General features: G+C 68.3%; 16 protein-coding genes. 13 read left to right on the top strand and 3 right to left on the bottom strand.

All coding sequences use genetic code 11. The annotated features are described in order from the left end of the window. The first annotated feature begins 52 nt into the window (after positions 1-52). The 3 genes from QME70_06250 (at position 53) to QME70_06260 (ending at position 2,847) form a co-directional block, all read left to right on the top strand. Positions 53-1,384 carry a M23 family metallopeptidase gene (locus tag QME70_06250; protein ID MDI6894193.1) on the top strand — a complete coding sequence of 444 codons (1,332 nt, stop codon included), beginning with the start codon at positions 53-55 and terminating at the stop codon, positions 1,382-1,384. A 144-nt stretch (positions 1,385-1,528) separates the two neighbouring features. Next, a complete protein-coding gene (locus tag QME70_06255) occupies positions 1,529-2,368 on the top strand; it encodes a phosphosulfolactate synthase (protein ID MDI6894194.1) in 840 nt (279 codons plus the stop codon). An 11-nt stretch (positions 2,369-2,379) separates the two neighbouring features. Beyond that, a complete protein-coding gene (locus QME70_06260) occupies positions 2,380-2,847 on the top strand; it encodes a DUF441 family protein (protein ID MDI6894195.1) in 468 nt (155 codons plus the stop codon). Here QME70_06260 and QME70_06265 read toward each other — a convergent pair. Beyond that, positions 2,761-4,128: an MFS transporter gene (locus QME70_06265; protein ID MDI6894196.1), complete on the bottom strand. Its 1,368-nt coding sequence runs from the start codon at positions 4,126-4,128 to the stop codon at positions 2,761-2,763. The genes QME70_06260 and QME70_06265 overlap by 87 nt on opposite strands. 70 nt (positions 4,129-4,198) lie before the next feature. Continuing rightward, the gene (locus QME70_06270) at positions 4,199-4,468 is read right to left on the bottom strand and encodes a DUF2619 domain-containing protein (GenBank protein MDI6894197.1); all 270 of its coding nucleotides are present in this window, start codon (positions 4,466-4,468) and stop codon (positions 4,199-4,201) included. A 311-nt stretch (positions 4,469-4,779) separates the two neighbouring features. On the opposite strand from QME70_06270, the gene QME70_06275 reads away from it, so the two are divergent. The 7 genes from QME70_06275 (at position 4,780) to QME70_06305 (ending at position 12,962) form a co-directional block, all read left to right on the top strand. After that, positions 4,780-5,655, top strand: coding sequence for a hypothetical protein (locus QME70_06275; protein ID MDI6894198.1), 876 nt, complete (start codon positions 4,780-4,782; stop codon positions 5,653-5,655). A gap of 8 nt (positions 5,656-5,663) precedes the next feature. Further along, a complete protein-coding gene (locus QME70_06280) occupies positions 5,664-6,347 on the top strand; it encodes a response regulator (GenBank protein MDI6894199.1) in 684 nt (227 codons plus the stop codon). Beyond that, positions 6,280-8,157, top strand: coding sequence for an ATP-binding protein (locus tag QME70_06285; GenBank protein ID MDI6894200.1), 1,878 nt, complete (start codon positions 6,280-6,282; stop codon positions 8,155-8,157). Before QME70_06280 ends, QME70_06285 begins: the two co-directional genes overlap by 68 nt. Next, positions 8,147-9,505 (top strand): hypothetical protein, encoded by a 1,359-nt coding sequence (locus QME70_06290; GenBank protein ID MDI6894201.1) that lies wholly within the window; start codon positions 8,147-8,149, stop codon positions 9,503-9,505. Before QME70_06285 ends, QME70_06290 begins: the two co-directional genes overlap by 11 nt. A 3-nt stretch (positions 9,506-9,508) precedes the next feature. Further along, positions 9,509-10,459: a hypothetical protein gene (locus QME70_06295; protein MDI6894202.1), complete on the top strand. Its 951-nt coding sequence runs from the start codon at positions 9,509-9,511 to the stop codon at positions 10,457-10,459. Between the two features lie 58 nt (positions 10,460-10,517). Continuing rightward, positions 10,518-11,774, top strand: a complete 1,257-nt coding sequence (locus tag QME70_06300) for a UDP-N-acetylglucosamine 1-carboxyvinyltransferase (GenBank protein MDI6894203.1) — start codon at positions 10,518-10,520, stop codon at positions 11,772-11,774. A gap of 72 nt (positions 11,775-11,846) precedes the next feature. Further along, positions 11,847-12,962: a trypsin-like peptidase domain-containing protein gene (locus tag QME70_06305; protein MDI6894204.1), complete on the top strand. Its 1,116-nt coding sequence runs from the start codon at positions 11,847-11,849 to the stop codon at positions 12,960-12,962. A gap of 67 nt (positions 12,963-13,029) precedes the next feature. Here QME70_06305 and QME70_06310 read toward each other — a convergent pair whose 3' ends face one another. Then, positions 13,030-15,420: a PBP1A family penicillin-binding protein gene (locus QME70_06310; protein MDI6894205.1), complete on the bottom strand. Its 2,391-nt coding sequence runs from the start codon at positions 15,418-15,420 to the stop codon at positions 13,030-13,032. An 81-nt stretch (positions 15,421-15,501) separates the two neighbouring features. Here QME70_06310 and QME70_06315 point away from each other — a divergent pair, with 81 nt between their 5' ends. Genes QME70_06315 through rpoE form a run of 3 tightly spaced genes read left to right on the top strand, consistent with a single transcriptional unit; the run spans position 15,502 to position 18,387 of the window. Further along, complete coding sequence (locus QME70_06315) at positions 15,502-16,515, top strand: spermidine synthase (protein MDI6894206.1); 1,014 nt, start codon at positions 15,502-15,504, stop codon at positions 16,513-16,515. A gap of 43 nt (positions 16,516-16,558) precedes the next feature. Continuing rightward, on the top strand, positions 16,559-17,896 hold the full coding sequence (ablA, locus tag QME70_06320) for a lysine 2,3-aminomutase (protein ID MDI6894207.1): 1,338 nt from the start codon (positions 16,559-16,561) through the stop codon (positions 17,894-17,896). A gap of 50 nt (positions 17,897-17,946) precedes the next feature. Continuing rightward, on the top strand, positions 17,947-18,387 hold the full coding sequence (rpoE, locus tag QME70_06325; protein ID MDI6894208.1) for a DNA-directed RNA polymerase subunit delta: 441 nt from the start codon (positions 17,947-17,949) through the stop codon (positions 18,385-18,387). Positions 18,388-18,431: the final 44 nt, after the last annotated feature.

The following is an 18,431-nucleotide window of genomic DNA, read 5'->3' on the forward strand; positions in this document are numbered from 1 at the left end:
AACGCTGGGTGGCCCGCAGAGCCCGGCGGCCTTAAGCAGGCGGAGGGTCGGGGTGGCGGTTCTGATCGCCGGCCTTGTGGTTGCGGCGGTGGGGATGATACCGGGGTACATAGCGAGTGCCTACGCGGTGACGGTGGATGGTCATCCCGTCGGTCTCGTGCGCTCGCCCGAAGTGGTGGACCGGGCGGTGGCGGCAGTGGCCGACCAGGCGGCGGCTGCTTCAGGGGTGGGTGTCTCGCTGGTCTCGTCCGTCAAGACAGAAAAGGTGAGGAGACCCGAGGGGCCCCTGCTCGAAGAGGATGAACTGAAGGGTGCCCTGGAGGGAAAGCTCAGCTTCGTTGCCGTTGCCTGGTCCGTAAAGGTGAATGGCGTAAGTGTGGTGGCGCTGGCCACGGAAGCGGATGCCCGCCGGGTCATCGAGGAGATCAAGAGCGAGTACTCTCGGCCGGGCAAAGGCGCTGTGCTGGTCGACGTCCGCTTCCTGCAGGGGGTCGAGGTGGCCCGGGAGACCGTCGATCCCTCCCGCATAAGGTCACCCGAGGAGGCCAGGCGCATCCTGATGCGGGGGACCGACCAGCTGGTGACGTACACCGTCAAGCGCGGGGACTCCCTCTGGCGCATCGCCCAGCAGCACGGTCTCACCGTGGAGGATCTGCGTCGCGCCAATCCCGCCATGGCGCAGAGCGACATCCTGCAGGTGGGCCAGGAGCTCGCCGTGGTGAAGGCCGAGCCGTACGTCACCGTGGCCACAATGGAGAGGCAGGTACAGGAGGTGGCCATCCCCTGCCCGGTACAGGTGAAGTTCAGCCAGGACCGCTGGCCGTGGGAAGAGGTCGTGGAGACACCGGGCAGAAACGGTAAGAAGCGCATCACTTACGAGATCTACCGGCAGGCCGGGGCAGTGGTAGAACGCCGCATAGTAGAAGAGGTGGTCCTGGAGGAGCCCGTCACCCGTGTGATCGTGCGCGGCTCCCGCCAGGTGCCCGCCCTGGGGACAGGCAAGCTGTACTGGCCCGTGGAGGGCGGAGGCCACATCACCTCCGGGTTCGGGTGGCGGCGGCGCGACTGGCACCCGGCCATAGACATCGCCGCAACAACGGGCACCCCGGTGAGGGCGGCCGACAGCGGCGTGGTCAGCTTTGCCGGCTGGAATGCCGGTTACGGTCGCCTGATCATCGTCGACCACGGGGGAGGTATGACCACCCGGTACGGACACCTGTCACGTATCGATGTGCGCCCGGGGGACCGGGTGGAGAGGGGACAGGTGATCGGGGCCGTGGGTGAAACCGGCCGGGCCACCGGACCGCACCTGCACTTCGAGGTCAGGATCGAGGGCGAGGCCCGCAACCCCCTGCAGTACTATCCCAGTTCCGCGTCCAGGTAAGTTTCGGGCGCCGCCGGTCGCCCTGGTTCGGTGGCGCCGGTGCTCGGGATCGCTTCGGGCTCTCCCCGGGGAGAGCCCGTTTCCGTCTTCGCGCATATTATGGCAACGGTGAGGCGCCTCCCATAAAGAAAGGGAGGGATAGAGATGCCGACCTCGCGGTGGGCGGGGGCATGGGATGATGTTGTTACCAGGCCGCTCAAGGGTAGGGTGGGTAAGCCCCGGCGTGTGGGTTTGACCATGGTCCTGGACAAAGGCCTGGGGTTCGGGGAGACCCGCGACCTGCTGGACATGGCCGCCCCCTACCTGGACATCTACAAGCTCACCTTCGGTACCCCGGCTTTCTACCCGGGAGAGCGCCTGCGGGAGAAGATCGCCCTCATCCGGGCCTATGACGTGGATGTGTGCCCGGGTGGCACCCTGCTGGAGATTGCGGTCCTGCAGGGTGTGGCGGAGGGGTTCCTCGAGCGAACGGCTGATCTGGGGTTTTCGTGCGTGGAGATCTCCGACGGCACCATCAGCATGGCCCGGTCCCTGCGCTCCTGGTGCGTCCGGAAGGCTCTGTCCCTGGGGTTCAAAGTCATCACGGAGGTGGGCAAGAAGGACCCCGCCCAGCGCATGGCCCCCGAGAGCATGAAAGAGGTGGCCCTGCGCGATCTCGCCGAGGGTGCCTGGAAGGTGATCGTGGAGGCGCGGGAGTCGGGCAAGGGGGTGGGCATCTATGATTCCTCGGGGTCGGTCAGGCCCGGCGAGCTGGAGGCACTGGTGGAGGGCATGAACGAGGAGGACCTCATCTGGGAGGCCCCTCTGAAGGATCAGCAGGTGGCACTTATCCGGCGCTTCGGGCCCAATGTCAATCTGGGCAACGTTCCCCCGCAGGACGTGATCGCCCTGGAGGCGCTGCGGGCGGGCATGCGTGCCGATACTCTGCGCGACCTGGTGCTGGCGAACGGGGGGAAGCTCATAGCCGCCCCCGACACCCCATAGCCTTACAGGGGGTGGACCGGGTCGCGGAGGCTCTGATCGCGGGGGGTATCCTGATCCTGGGCTGGCTGGGCAAGAACCACCTGGTGGTGTGGGCCTGCCTGGCCCTTCTTGCTCTCATAGCGGCAGGGTGGACGCCCCACCTGGGGAGCCTGGAGGAGCCCGCCCTCAAAGCCGGCCTCACCCTGCTCACCCTCTCCATCCTGATCCCCTTCGTTAGGCGGGTAAAGGACCTGGGTGGGCTGTGGGAATCCCTCGCCAGTCCGCTGGGTCTCTTCGCTGCCCTGACGGGGGCAGTGGCCGCCTACCTGGCCGGCAAGGGCGTCCCTGCCCTGCGGGCCCACCCGGAGATGGCCATCGGGTTGATCGTGGGCTCGGTGTTGGGAGCAACCCTCTTACGGGGGGTGCCCACTGGCCCCCTCATCGCCGCCGGCGTCACCGGTATCCTGATGGAACTCTGGGGCCGCCTCCTGCGCGGTTGACCCCGCCGTGCCCGGCACCGGAAGCTGCGCGGTTGCGCTTGCCTGCGCCGGCCGCGCAGGTGGTGTTTCCGCGGCGCGGCCCTTCAGTTGGGCCGGTAGCACCCGGCCCGTGTCCAGCCACACTGCCACCACGGCCGCCACCCCCAGGGCCAGCCCCGCCACCACCCAGAACACGAGGGGAAGTCCCACCCTTTCGGCCAGCCCGAAGGCGGGCGGACCCATGGCCACCGCCCAGAAGCGCGCGGTGCCGTATACTGCCGTGACGAGTCCCCGTTCCTGCTCGGGTACCGAACTGGTGAACAAGAGGTTGAGCGAGGGCAGGACCAGTCCGGTACCCGCCCCGATGGCGCTCATGAGGACCATCCACGGGCGATGGGCGGACGTCAGGGGAGCACCGGCCAGCCCTGCTGCTACCAGAGCGAGCCCCGCCAGGAGCGCGGGTCTGGCGATGCGGGTCAGGATTTTCTGCAGCATTATGCCCGTGGCGTAAGAGATGGAGGCCATGGCGGTAACGGGGACGGCCAGGATGAGGCCTTTTGCGAATCCCCTGATGCCGAACTGCGCCTCCAGGAGATCCGAGTAGGTGGCCAGCGCCCCGAACAGGACGAAGAGCACCGTCATGCCCGCCCCCAGGGCCGCCAGCAGGCATACACCCTTGTCGCGGAAGGTCCGCGTGAGCACGCGAGCATAGTGGGAGAGGGGCGGGGCCGATTGGCGCCGCGGTGGCTCCCTCACCAGGAACCACACGGCTGCGGCTGCGGGCAGGGCCAGGAACCCATACGCGAAGAACACGGCAAACCAGCTGATCAGCCCCAGGGCTGCCCCTGCTACCGGCGAGACCACCTTCCCCAGGCCGTTGGCGGATTCGAGGATGCCCAGGGATCGTGCCCGCCGGCGGCTCTGCTCGGCATCCCCCACCAGGGCCATGGCCAGCTGGTAGGTTCCTCCTGCCCCCAGACCCTGGACGGCGCGCCCGGCCAGCAGCAGGCCGAAGGGCCGGGCCGCCAGGATCGAGGCCAGCCCGCAGATCAGGCCGCCCGCGCCGTAGGTGACCAGCGCGGGGGCGATGAGCTTCTTGCGACCGATCCGGTCGGAGAGGAATCCGGTGAAGGGGATGGTGACGCCCGCCACCAGGGAGAAGGCGGTGATCAGGAGACCCACGCCCGAGTCGCTACGCGCCACCGCCCGCTGGATGGCCGGCAGCACCGGGATGAGCATGGAGTTCCCCAGCACCATGATGAAGGGTACCAGCGAGAGCACCGCAAGCTCAAGGGATTTCAAGTGCCCGCCTCCCGGGAGCCGGAGCCGCCCCGCATCAGGTTCCCCCGTGCCTGCCGCGTCATATGCGCCCTCAACTGCGCGTCCCCAGGATGATGAGGATGATCCCTGCAATCACGAGCAGCATCCTGGGTCCGGGGAGATCGCGGGCAAGGCCTGCCAGTCCCAGGCCGCTCACTGTCAAGAATATGAGGGGCCCGACCAGCCCGAGGACGGCATTTACCCGCAGGGCCTGGGCTGGGGTTCGGAACCAGAACAGCATGAGCATGGCGGCACCGAACTCCAGGCTGGCAGAAAGCAGGCGGACGAAAGCCATCCCCGCTACCGCGCGATGCAGGATCATATGCCCACCCCCGGTCACCGCACTTTTAAATAGTTGTAACGCGGGTGCAACATTGCCAGCGTACTCTATGTTCAGCAGGCGAGCCTCCAGTGCGCCGCTGTGTTGACCCCCTCTTCATATATCCTGGGTGATACGCACGTATCACCCAGCTTTTTTCTGTGCCCGGCATGGGTGCTGCTTGAGGGAACGGCCGGCGGTACGCCGGGCAGACGTACCTGCCGGCGAGGGCTCGGCCGGGTGCCGCCGTCCGGGGGTGCGGCGTGCGCGGGCGGCTGGCAAGGAGAATTGATTAGAGGTAGAATATTTGCGTCATGCCGGCTACTACTTGGGGGGCGCCGGCTCGTCCCCGGTTCAACGGACCCGTTCTGAAGACTGTTGCGGCACTGATGCTGTGCCTGCTGGCCGCAGGCGTGGCACAGGACGCATCCGCCCGTGTGGGTCGGGCGGTGCTGGCATTCCAGGCCTGGTACGCCACGCGCAGTTTGCCCGGGGTACCGCTGCAGGCCGGGCATTTCCGCGTGTGGGTGATACCTTCTGGAGGTGCGGGGGCCACTGACCTGGGACGTGCGCAGTCCGGCGGGAAGGCCGCCGAAGGGTGGCCCATGCAGTCCGGCGAAGTGCTGGCGCAGCTGGAGCGGGCCTACGCGCGGGTGACGGCAGATCTGGGTGTGGAGCCAGAGGGGGCGGTACCGGTCGTGTTGCATCCGGACGAAGCATCCCTGGAGAGATATGCTGGTGGCCTGGCGGCCGCTTCTACGGGAGTGTATCGCGGGGGTGTCATTCACCTGGTGTACCGGGGTGAGCTGTCGGGGCCTGCGGCGCATGAGCTCACCCACTACCTGCTGGAGGCAGTGGCGCCCGGCCGGGTGCCGCGCTGGTTCCAGGAGGGGCTGGCCCAATTGGAGGAGCTACGGCTTGCGGGACCTGTCCCCTACCGTCCTGTCCCCGCCCCCTTTGCATCGTGGCGCAGGCTGGAGCGGGACTTCGCGCGCCTGCCGGACGAGGTGGCGTACCGGGCCTCGCTTTCCGCAGTATCTTTCCTGTACCATCAGGGGGGACACCAGGCCCTGCGGCGGCTGATGCTCCAACTGGCGGCCGGGAGGTCCTTTGCAGCGGCGGTCCGGGTGGCCTGGGGGTGGAGCCCGGGCGAGCTGGAGCGGCAGTGGAGCCGCTCCGGGGAAGGGTGAGGCGGAGGATGGCGCAGAAGGTGCTGATCGTCGAGGACGAAAGGCCCATCGCGGAACTGGTTCGCTTCAATCTGGAGAAAGAGGGCTTCCAGGTGGATGCCTGCTACGATGGGCAGGAGGCGCTGCGCCGGGTGCAGAGCGATCCTCCTCACCTGGTGATCCTCGACCTCATGCTGCCCGGTGTGGATGGGCTCACGGTATGCCGCGAGATCCGCAAGGGCTCCCAGGTTCCCATCCTCATCCTGACGGCGCGGGCCGACGAGGTTGACCGGGTGGTGGGGCTCGAGCTGGGCGCCGACGACTACGTCACCAAGCCTTTCAGCCCCAGGGAGCTGGTGGCCCGGGTGAGGGCCATCCTGAGGCGGGCTGCCGGTCCCCGCCCGGAGGACACCCCCATCCGGGCGGCGGACCTGGTCATCGACCCGGGCACGTACGAGGTCAGCAAGGGCGGGCGGCGGATACCCCTGAGCGTCAAGGAGTTCGAGCTGCTGCGCACCCTGGCCTCGCGACCGGGCCAGATCATGACCAGGCAGGTGCTCCTGGACGAGGTGTGGGGGTACCAGTACTTCGGTGACACCCGTACGGTGGACGTGACCGTGCGGCGCCTGCGGGAGAAGATCGAGGATGATCCGGCCAATCCCCAGTACATTCTCACCAAACGGGGGGCAGGGTACTATTTCCGCAAGGAGTGACCGTATCCGGCAGGCGGGGGCGCGGGGGCTGGGCTGGGAACGGTTCCACAGCCTGCAGGTGCGGCTTGTCCTGATCTATCTCCTGCTCCTCCTGCTGGCGGTCGAGGTGACCGGCGGCTATCTGCTCCAGGCCCTCGAACACTACTACCTGCGCGGTTTCATCTCGGCGGTGGACGCTCAGGCCCAGCTGGTGGCCGGTTTCCTGGAACGCTACCTGGTACCCCAGCCGGACCGGGACTACGTGCAAAGGCTGGTGAACCAGTTCGCCATGCAGTCGGGCAACGAGATCGCGGTGCTGGGCGCGGGGGGAGAACTGGTGGCCTACGGTTCCGGAAGTGCCGTGGGCGGGCAGCCTCACATCCTGCAGGCCCAGGTGGCACGGGCTCTTACCGGGGCACGGGCGGATGCCGTCCGCCTCAATCCGGTCACCGAGCAGAGGCAGCTTCACCTGGCCCGTCCCATTCGCTCGGGCGACCGCGTCCTGGGCGCCGTGTACATCGCCTCCTCCCTGGAGAGCACGTACCGGGTGCTGGGCGACATCCGGCGCCTGCTGCTGGTGGGGACCTCTCTTGCCCTGGCGGTGACGGCAGGGCTGGGGTTCCTGCTTTCTCTCAGCATCACCCGGCCCATCAGGGAGGTGACTACGCGAGCGGAGAGGATGGCGTCCGGGGACTTTTCGCAACGGATATCCGTCTTATCAAATGATGAGATCGGACAGCTGGGCTCCATGTTCAACTTTCTGACTGCCCGGCTGGCCCAGACCCTTGAGGAAATCACGGCGGAAAAGGCCAAACTGGAGGCGGTGCTCACCTACATGGCGGAAGGGCTTCTCGCCCTCGACCCCGACCGAAGGATTGTGTTGATGAATCCGGCCTGCGCCAGGCTCCTGGGCCTGGGTGCTCCCGTGGTGGACCGGCCCGTGGCCGATCTGCTGCCCGACCTGCTCCCCGCCGCTGGCTCGGCCGACCCTGCCACCGTGGTCCCGTCCGAGCGGACCATCAGGCGGGGTGAGCGGGTCCTGCACGCCTACTTCGCCCCCCTGCGCCTGGAGCGAGAGCACCAGGGCCTGGTGGTGGTGCTGCGCGACGTCACCGAGGAGACCAGGCTGGAGGGGATGCGGCGGGACTTCGTGGCCAACGTCTCCCACGAGCTGCGCACGCCCCTGGCCACGGTCAAGGGGTACGTGGAGACTCTGCTGGACGGGGCCATGGACGACCGGCAGGTATGCGAGCGCTTCCTGCACACGGTGGCTGCCGAGACCGAACGCATGACGGGCCTGGTGCAGGACCTGCTCCTGCTCTCCCAGCTGGAGCACCGGCAGGCATCTTGGCACATGGAACCCGTCGACCTGCGCGATCCCGCCGAGCAGGCACTGGAGAGACTGCGCCCGGCGGCAGAGCGCAAGAGGCTGCAATTGATCCTGGACGCCCCCGAAGACCTGCCCCTGGTGGACGGCGACGAGGCTCGATTGACGCAGGTCTTCTCCAACCTGCTTTCCAACGCGGTGGAGTTCACCCCGCCCGGAGGGCGGGTGACCGTATCCCTGCGGACGGAGCCCGGAAGGCTGGCCTGTGCGGTGGAGGACACGGGGGTGGGTATCCCTCCGCAGGACCTGGCCCGGGTGTTCGAGCGTTTCTACCGGGTGGACAAGGGTCGTTCCCGGGAGCTGGGGGGAACCGGGCTCGGCCTGTCCATTGCCCAGGAAATAGTCCAGGCCCACGGCGGTGACATCTCCATAGACAGCACGGCGGGCCAGGGCACGCGGGTGACCTTCTGGCTCCCCCGGGGAGATGATCCCCGTGGGCAATGACCGGCGGCGGGAGAGGGTAACGGGTGTCATCCTGGCGCTGCTGGTCGTGCTCAGCCTGGTCCTGTCCTTCGGCCTGTGGTGGAGTGCTGCCGGACCCCTCACGGGAGAGGAGCTGTGGAGGCAGGAGCCGCCGTCGCCGCCCCCGACGCCCGAGTGGTACCTGGTGGTGAAGCCCACCCGCCTTCTTGTCCACCTGGAGGGAGACCGGCGCGCCATGTTCCTCCCCGCATCGGCCGGTTACCGGGACCTGTGGGAAGCCGGCTGTACCAGCGGCGTCGGGCTGGCCGGGCTGGGCCCTCCGGCGCGAGATCCCTTGCGCGAGAGCGAGGCGCGGGCTCTGGAAGAGGGAGCTTTCCTGGATGCGCGCTTTCCCGCGCCCCTGCCCGGGCAGGTGGTGGCGCGAGCCTACGGGCTGCGGGGCGATCTGCCCGAGCTGGTGGAAGGGCTGGTGGTAGCCCCGGCACAATGGCCTTACGTGGCTGTGAGGTACGGCGGTCGCCTCTATCCGCTGGAAGGAGCGGCTGGCCGGGACTATCGCATGCTCGACCAGCTGTTATCAGGGCTGGGGACGCCCGAGGCCGTGGCCGGTGCGGGCGGTGTCCCGGCGGTGAGCCCCACCCTGCCGGAGGGCTGGGAAGCTGCCCCCGACCTGTGGGTGCCGAAGATGGCCGCCGTCCCCCGCCTGACGACCGGCTTCGTCCCCCCGCCCGGATACGGGCAAACCCTGGTGGGCCAGTTCTTCGCCGATCCCGGTGTGGTCCGCCGCATCGAGGAGCGGGATGGAGCCACCATCTTCACCGACGGGCGGTCCGGGCTCAGGGTATACCCCTCTGGAGCCCTGGAGTACAACACGCCGCCTCCCACGGGCACGCGGGGGAGCATCGAGCCCGATGCTGCTCTCTCGGTCGCCCTCTCCTTCCTCGCCGGTCATGGCGGAATCCCCCCGGGGATGGTCCTGTGGGGATACCGGTCCGCCCGCCTGGAGGAGGAGCGGTCATGGGCCCTGGGGATGGGCCTGCTGGCCAACGGCCTGGTGGCGGTGGCACCGGGCGGTGCCGTGAGCCTGGCCGTGGGTGAGCAGGGACTGTACGAGTACCGGGCGGCTGCCTGGACGCCCTGGCGGGAGTCCAGCGGTTCTCAGCGCATCATGAGTGCCCAGGAGGCGATGGCCCGCCTGGCGGCGCGCCATCGGGGCGGGGCGCGGGTACTCGACGTGTACCCCGCCTACACGGCACATCCGGCCGTGGCCGGAGAACTGCGACCGGCGTGGATCGTGCGTACGGAGAATGACCAGTGGGCCGTGGATGCCGTCACCGGCCAGGTGCAGTCCTTCGGGGGGAGGTGGTAGAAATTGGACTGGGCGCGGGCCAAGAACATCTTGATTGTTGCCTTCCTGGGAGTTAACCTGTTGCTCGGCTACCGCCTCTGGACGGGACCGGCGACGGCGTCTTCGTCCCTGTACACGGTTGGCGCCCGGGAAGTCCGGGAAGTCGCCGCCCAGTTGCGGGAGCGAGGGGTGGTCCTGGCGGCTGAGATCCCCCGGCGGGCCCGCCCCCTGGCCCTCCTCACCGTGAGCAATCCCCCGGTGGAACCCGCCGCGGTCGCGGCCCGCTTTCTGGGACCGGGGGCGGAGGTGGTACAGGAGGGCGACGTGTGGCTGGGTCTCAAGGGGCAGGAAGCGGTGGTGGTCTACCCCGGGGGAGAGGTGTTCTACCGGCGCCTGCCCCGGCCGGGTGCGCAGCCGGGTGGTACCCCGCCCTCCGCGGGCAAGGAAAAGCCCCCGGATCCTGACCGGGCGGTGCAGGCTGCCCGCGACTTCTGGGGTGAGCGCGGGGGCCTGCCCACCGGGGCCGACCTGGACTATCATGCGCCCGCCGGGGCGGGGCGCTACCTGGTGGTGTTCACCTGTCAGGCGGCGGGCCACCGCTTTTTCGGCGGCCGGGCCGCGGCCCTGGTGGGCCCCGGGGGCGTGGAGGAGGCGTACGGGGCCTTCCCCCTGGCGGAAAAGCCGTCCGGGAACCCCCGTCCCATCCTGCCCGCCACCGAAGCGCTCCTGCGGGCGGCCCCTCTCCTGGTGGAAAAGGGCGCGGTGGTGGTGCAGGTGGAGGAGGGGTACTACAGCCCCGTTTACGACGCCCGCGAATGGGAGGCGGTCCCCGTGTGGCGGGTGCGGCTGGGGTCGGGTGCTTCCCTCTACGTGAATGCCTATACGGGGGAACCGGAAGGGAAGGATGAGCCGTTCCCCCGCAATGGGCAGGAGATATTTGCATATCTGCAGAAGCAGGGTACCCGGACAAAATGACCCCGGGCCCGATGCGAGCCGGGGTGAGGGTATCCGGGCGAGATGAGGATGGTGCCGGTTGGCTAAGCTGAGAGTGGTGGGGGGACGTCCCCTCCACGGGACGATCAGGGCATCGGGGTCCAAGAATGCGACGGTGGGGGCTATTCCCGCTGCACTCCTGGCCCGGGGCCCCAGCCGCCTGGAAAACGTACCCGCCATCGGCGACGTGCATGTGTTCATCGATATCCTGCGCGAACTGGGAGCCGAGATCCACTGGCGCGGGCCGGGGGTGCTGGAGATCAACCCCAACGGGTTCCGGTCATGGAAGGCTCCCTACGACCTGGTGAAGAGGCTGCGGGCCTCGTACTACCTGCTGGGGGTGTTGCTGGCCAGGTTCGGGCAGGCCGAGGTGGCCCTCCCCGGGGGATGTGACATCGGGGTGCGGCCCGTCGACTTGCACCTGAAAGGTTTTCGGGCCCTGGGTGCCGAAGTGAGCCTGGAGTATGGTGTGGTCAAGGCACGGGCCGACAAGCTCCGGGGCGCCACCATTTACCTCGACGACGCCAGCGTGGGCGCCACCATCAACATCATGCTGGTGGCGTGCGTGGCCGAAGGCACCACCGTCATCGAGAACGCGGCGCGGGAGCCCCACGTGGCGGATGCGGCCAACTACCTCAACGCCATGGGGGCGCGCATCCACGGCGCCGGTACCGAGTTCATCCGCATCCAGGGAGTGCCGCACCTGGTAGGCGCCGAACACGCCATCATCCCCGATGAGGTGGAAGTGGGGACGTACATGATGGCGGCGGTCGCTACCGGGGGCGACATCTCCATAGAGAACGCCATCGCCAAGCACCTGGAAGCGGTGGCGGCGAAACTGAGGGAGACGGGCGCGGAGGTGGAGACCAACGGCGACTGGATTCGGGTAAAGGGGCCGGGCCGGCCCCGGGCGGCCAACGTCCGTACCCTGCGTTATCCCGGTTTCCCCACCGATCTGCAGCAGCCGTACGTCTCCGTGGCGGCGCTCGCCGAGGGCGTGAGCGTCGTCCACGAGACCATCTACGAGAACCGCTTTGCTTTCGTGAGCGAGCTTCTGCGCATGGGTGCCAGGATCAAGGTGGAGGGTCGCACTGCCATCGTGCAGGGGGTGGATAAGCTGCTGGGGGCGCCCGTGCGGGCCCGCAACGACCTGCGCGGAGGTGCCGCCCTGGTGGTGGCGGCCCTGGCCGCCGAGGGAGAATCGGAGATCGACGACCTGCAATACATCGAGCGCGGGTACGAGCATCTGGATGAAAAGCTGCGGGCGCTGGGCGCCGAGGTGACGCGCCTGCCCTGACGCCCGAGCCTGCGCCCGCCCTGACGGCCGACCCTGCGTCCGCCAGCAGCCTGGCTTGTTGGAGGTGGGAAGGTGAGCTACTTCTACGGTCCGATGGAGCCCAGAAGGCGTAACTTCCCGGCCGTATTCGTGGCGCTTGTCGTCCTGGCCGCCTTGGTGCTGGGGGCGGTGGGCTTCGGCCTGCTCGCCCCGGACGCCTGGGTGGCTTCGGTGCGAGGCGTGCGCAATCCCCAACCCGTGACCGTGACCCCGGTCCGTGCCTCCCCTGTGCTGCCGGGGACAGAATGGCCGGTGGTGGCGGTGGCCGAGAGGGTGGGGCCTTCGGTGGTGGGTATCGAGGCCAGCGTGTACTACTGGGGATGGTCCCATGAGACCAAGGGGGGCTCGGGGGTAGTCCTCTCCCAGGACGGCTACATCGTCACCAACCACCACGTGATCGAAGGGGCCAGGGAGGTTATGGCCATCCTGCCCGATAGGCGGCGGGTGCCCGCGCGCGTGGTGGGTTCGGACGACCTGAACGATCTGGCCGTCCTCAAGGTGGGTGTGGTGGGCCTCACGCCCGCCGCTTTCGGGGACTCCGACGCGCTCAAAGTGGGAGAGCTGGCGGTAGCCATAGGTAACCCGGTGGATCCCGCCTTCGAGCGGACGGTGACGGCGGGCATCATCAGCGGCGTCAACCGGGCCGTGCAGATGGAAGACCGCAACGGGATGGAGTACATTCTGGAGCTGCTCCAGACCGACGCCGCCATCAACCCCGGTAACAGCGGCGGCCCCCTGTGCAATGCCCGGGGCGAGGTCGTGGGCATCAACACCATCAAGGTGATCGTGCCTAACGTGGAGGGCATGGGGCTGGCCATCCCGTCCAAGACCGTATTGCGGGTGGTCAACGAGCTCATGAAGTACGGCCGGGTGATCCGGCCACGCCTGGGCGTGGTGCTGTACGACCCCCGGGCGGTGGAGGTCCCCCGCGGCATCCCCGTGGAGGACGTGGACCCCGGGGGGCCGGCGGCAGCTGCCGGCATCAGGCGCCAGGATATCATCCTGGCCCTGGGAGGGCGGGAGGTGAACTCCCTGGCCGAGTTCCGCCTGGCCCTCTACGAGCATCGACCGGGTGACCGGGTCCAGGTGGTGATCCAGCGGGGCAACCAGCGCCTGCAGTTCACCGTCACCCTGGCCCAGGCCGAGTAAGCGACCGCGGCGCGGCCCGCAGCGGTCCGGCACCAGGGGCGCATCTCGGGCGCGCCTCCCGGGATGATCAGCGCCCCTGGTTTTCTCCTCCCGCGCCGGTGGTTCCTCCCTGCCCGTCCGGCCCGGCGGGGGGCTGCCCCGGACCGGCTGGCGGCGGGGGCTGTGGTTGTTCCGGCGGTCGGTGTCCGGGCTGGCCGCCCCCCTCCTCATGGCCAGGGGGCGGTTCGGGTGGCACGGGACCGCCGGGTGTGGCGGGACCGGGGCTGCCAGCGGGAACGGGGGCACCGGGGGTGCCGGTGGGGGGCGGAGAGGGCCGGTTGGCCAGGTATCCGGGGGAGTCCTCCCATCCCCACTCCGGTGGACGGCCTGACCACCATGCCGGCGATACCGCCGTGGGTTCGGTGCCGGCAATGAACACCTCGGTCACCACGGGCGAGGAGGGGTTGGGCAGCAGGCCGTCCACGGCCGAGACCTGAGTCCAGCTGATGCCCCGGGGTGCCGGGAACTCGCGCGGGGGGACGTTGTGCAGGGCCGAACTCATGAAGGCCGCCCAGACGGGAGCGGCGATGCCTCCTCCCGTGGACCAGAGGGACGTGGAGCCGTCGTCGTAGCCGACCCACACTGTCGCCAGCAGGTCGGGGGTATACCCCACGAACCAGGCGTCGCGTAGCTCGTCGGTGGTGCCGGTCTTGCCGGCGGCGGGCCGGTTGATTACCGGACCCACGCGGCCGGCGGTCCCGCCGGGCGAGAGCACGCTGCGCAGGAGGTCCGTCACGATGTAAGCCACCCGCTCGTCCAGCACCCTTTCCTTCGCCAGGGGCGTGCGTCCCGGGTCCTCCAGGACGCGGCCGCGGGAGTCCTCGATGCGCAGGACGCAGGTGGGAGTCACCCGGTAGCCCCCGTTGGCCAGCGTGCAGTATGCGGTGGCCAGTTCCAGGGGGGAGACCGGTGAAGCTCCCAGGGCCAGAGGCCCCACCGCGTCGAGCGGGCTCTGGATACCCATCAGCCTGGCGTAACGGGCCAGCCGCGATGGTCCCAGGGCCATGCACCAGCGGGAAGTCACCACATTGTCCGAGATCTTCAGTGCTTCCCTCATCATGAGGGGCCGGTAGTGGTAGGGCTCGTGGTTTTCGGAGGTGTAGTCGGTGGGAATCCAGGGACGGTCAGGCGTGGGCCCGGGGAAAGCAACCGGCTCGCACACCTGCTGTTCCACCACGGTGTGGCCGCTATCGATGAGGGCGGCGTACAGGAAGGGCTTGAACGCCGAACCGGGCTGACGACGCACCGGCGGGGCGGCGCGGTTGAGCTGGGTGACGGAGAAGTCCTTGCCGCCCACCATGGCCCTGATGTGGCCCGTGGAGGGCTCAACGGCCACCAGGGCGGCCTGAGGCTGGGGCACCCCGCCGGCGTCGCGGGCGCGGTCGGGGATGAGCTGCCCGATGGCCTTCTCCGCGGCCCGTTGCATGTCCAGGTCCAGGGTGGTGTAGATACGATACCCCGCCCGGTATATATCCCCCGACAGATGGGGGAAGCGCTTCCCCAACTCGTTGAGGACGTAACTGGCGAAGTATCCCGCCTCACCCGGCGGGCGCAGGCCCGCCACCTGGATGGCCGTGGATTTGGCTTGCTGCGCCTGCACGGGTGTGATCATGCCCGCCTGAACCATGCGGTCCAGGACCAGGTTGCGCCGGCGCAGGGCTGCCTCGGGGTCCCGATAGGGGGAGTAAGCCTCGGGGGCACGGATGAGCCCGGCCAGGAGGGCAGCTTCGGGGAGGTTCACCTGCGAGACATCGTGCCCGAAGTAAGTCTGGGCCGCCACCTCCACCCCATAGGCACCGTGGCCGAAGTAGATGGTGTTGAGGTACATCTCGAGGATACGGGACTTGCGAAACGTGATTTCGAGCTTGATGGTGACCAGGGCCTCGTAAGCCTTGCGCCAGAGGGTACGCTCGGTGCGCCCGCTCAGGTTCTTGGCCAGCTGCTGGGTGATGGTGCTGCCGCCCTCCACGATGCGGCCCGCCTGCAGGTTGCGGATGGCGGCCCGCACGATGGCCACCGGGTTGACGCCCGGGTGACTGTAAAAATACTCATCTTCGATGGCCAGCACCGCCTGCTGCAGGTGGCGCGGCACCCTGGTCAGGGGGACTTCGACCCGTTTCTGCACGTAAAGGTGCACAGCAGGGCGGCCCCGGTGGTCATATATTACACTGGCCTCCGGGACCTGCGTTTGGGGAAGGGGGACGGCCAGCGCGGCTCCCAGGACGAGCACCGCCAGGCCGGCCACCAGGCCCAGGAACAGCCTGGCCCGCTTCCCGGTGGGCGTGGGCGCCGGGTCCTGCCCCTGCGCGCCGGGGAAGTCGGATGACGTCTCGAAGCCCGTAAGACTGGTTCTTGCGAAGCGTCTGGAGACCCGATAGCTGAGCGTGCGTTGCCTCTTTCTTTCCCGCCTGCTCTGCACGGATTCCCTCCGATTGAGTATCCCCCTCAGGCGGCCTGTGCTATAATGCACCGTGTAAATGGGCAGGGGGTGAGAAGGGCATTGCGTTTCCGCTTTGAGGAGGAGCATGCTCCGGGTCTGTGGCTGGCATACGGCCTGGGGGCCGTTCTGCGACAGGAGAAAACGCCCTACCAGGAGTTGAGCGTGGTGGACACGGAGGCCTTCGGGCGCGCCCTCATCCTGGACGGAGTGATGCAGACTACCGAGCGGGACGAGTTCTTCTATCACGAGATGATGACCCACGTTCCCATGCTCGCCCATCCGTGCCCCCGGCGGGTGCTGGTGGTGGGAGGCGGAGACGGGGGCGTGGTGCGCGAGGTGCTGAAACATCCCACCGCGCAGAAGGTGGATCTGGTGGAGATCGATGCCCGGGTGCCGGCGAGCGCCCGGGAGTTCCTGCCCTTTCTGGCCCGGGCGTTGGATGATCCGCGGGTGAACCAGGTGGTGGAAGACGGTGCCGCGTTCGTGGCCCGGTGTGACGCGTCGTATGACGTGGCCATTGTGGACTGCACCGACCCCGTCGGGCTCCCCGACTTCGGCGATCCGCCCGCGCTGGCGGCGCCCGATTCGGGCGATCCGCCCGCGACTGGTGAAGCCCCTTCTCGGGAAGCGCCGGACGGAGGGGATGCCGGATGTGCCCGGGTCCACGGTGCGGCGGGCGGTCCCTTGCGGGAAGGCCCGGCCGCCAGCCTGTTCCGGCCGGAGTTCTACGCCTCCCTGGCCCGGGTGTTGCAGCCGCACGGGGTGTTCAGTTGCCAGGTGGAGTCGCCCTTCTACTACCCCGAAGTGCTGGTGAAGGCCCATCGGGTGGTGGGACGGTACTTCCCCCTGGTCCGCATATACCTGGGCCCGGTGCCCACCTATCCCGGGGGCTGGTGGGGATATGTGGTGGGTTCCCACGGTCCCGACCCCTCCCGCCCGCCGGAAGAGAGCCGGCTGGGCGGGATTATGACCCGATACTATACGCGAGAGACGCACAGGGCTGCCTTTGCCCTTCCCCGCTACCTGCAGGAGATGCTCGCCGCCGAGGAGGTGGCACCCTCCGGGGGCGGTTAGAGGGGCCCAGCCCGGGGCGCCTCCCGGGGGAGGCCCTGACCAGATGAGAGACTACCGGGAGATCCCCTTATTCAGGGACGTTACTCCCGAGCAGTGGGACGACTGGCGGTGGCAGCTCGCCCACCGCATCACCGGCGTCGAGCAACTAAAACAGGTCATCCGCCTGGTTCCTGAGGAAGAACAGGGTATCCGGGCGAGCCTCCTCAGCCTGCGCATGGCCATCACTCCGTACTACGCCACCCTCATCGACCCGGATGACCCTTCCTGTCCCATCAGGCGCCAGGCGGTCCCGAGCATCCGGGAGCTTGAGCGCTCACCGGGGGAGACCGACGATCCCCTGCACGAGGATGTGGACTCGCCCGTGCCCGGCCTGACCCATCGCTACCCGGACCGGGTGCTCTTTCTCCTCACCGACCAGTGCTTCAACTACTGCCGGCACTGCACCCGCAAGCGGCTGGTGGGGGTGCGCGACAAGCCCGCCCCCCGGGATAGGGTGGAGATGGCACTGGAGTACATCCGGACCACTCCCCAGATCCACGATGTGCTGCTGTCGGGCGGAGACCCGCTCACCATGGCCGACGGCCGGCTGGAGTGGGTGCTGGACGAGTTGCGGCGCATCCGCCACGTGGAAGTGATCCGCATCGGGACGCGGACTCCGGTGGTGGTGCCCATGCGCATCACGCCCCACCTCTGCCGCATGCTGGCCCACTACCACCCGGTTTGGGTGAACACCCACTTCAACCATCCCCGGGAGCTGACACCCCAGGCGCAGCAAGCGGTGGGGATGCTGGTCGACCACGGCATCCCGGTGGGGAACCAGACCGTGCTTCTCAAGGGCATCAACGACTGCCCCTTCCTGATGCGCGATCTCATGCGCGGGCTGGTGCGGGCGCGGGTGCGGCCGTACTACATCTACCAGTGCGACCTCACCTGGGGGCTGGGCCACTTCCGCACCAGCATCCGCAAGGGCCTGGAGATCATGGAGATGCTGCGCGGTCACATTTCCGGTTTCGCTGTCCCCACCTATGTGGTGGATGCCCCCGGCGGAGGCGGAAAGATTCCCCTCTCGCCCCAGTATCTCCTGAGCATGACGGATGATCGGGTCATCCTGCGCAACTTCGAAGGGGTCATCTGCGCCTACCGGGAGCAAGCGGGGGACGGTCGGCAGGCGTGCCGCCTCTGCGGCGGTCGTTGCGGGCAACTGGACGAAGGGCTGGGCAAGCTGATGTACGGCGACCAGGTGGCCATGGAGCCGGCAGGCCTGACGCGGACGCACCGGCGCGAGTCCTGGCGGGGCGTTGCCCGGGCCGGGGCCTGGGCCGGTGCCGGTAGCTGCGCGGGTGCCGGCGACGAGTGCATCCCGAGAGAGGTCGGCCGTTGATCGCGGGAAGCTTTTTGCTAAAATAGCGGAGGATGAGCGGGAGGGGAGAGATGGCTACGGAGATGGGAACTGCCGAGGGGTTACGGAAGGCTCCCCCTTCGACGGTGGACATCGCCTGCGAGGTGCTGCGGAAACACAGCCGTCCCATGCACTTCCGGGATCTCTGTGACGAGATCCTGCGCCACCGGCAGGAGGCGGGGTACGACGCCCTTCACGTGGCTCGCATATACACCGACCTGAATCTGGACCACCGTCTCACCTATCTGGGGGAGGGGAACTGGGGCCTGCGGGAATGGCAGCGCCAACGCATCAGCCGGGCGGTGGCCAGCCAGGCATTACGACCCATACGGAAGGAACCCCCCTGGCGCGAGGAGATCGAGCAGACGGAAGAGCCCGAGGGCGTGGGCGCCGGGGACGAGGACGAGGAGGAAGAAGAGGAGGACGACGAAGAGGGCGATGGTTCCTGGGACGCTCAGGAAGAAGGGGTGTAGACCCGCCGGGCGCCCCTTCTCTTTTGTAGCGCCGGTCCGGGATA

This window comes from Bacillota bacterium (assembly GCA_030019365.1).
GTDB lineage: Bacteria > Bacillota > Sulfobacillia > JACIYH01 > JACIYH01 > JACIYH01.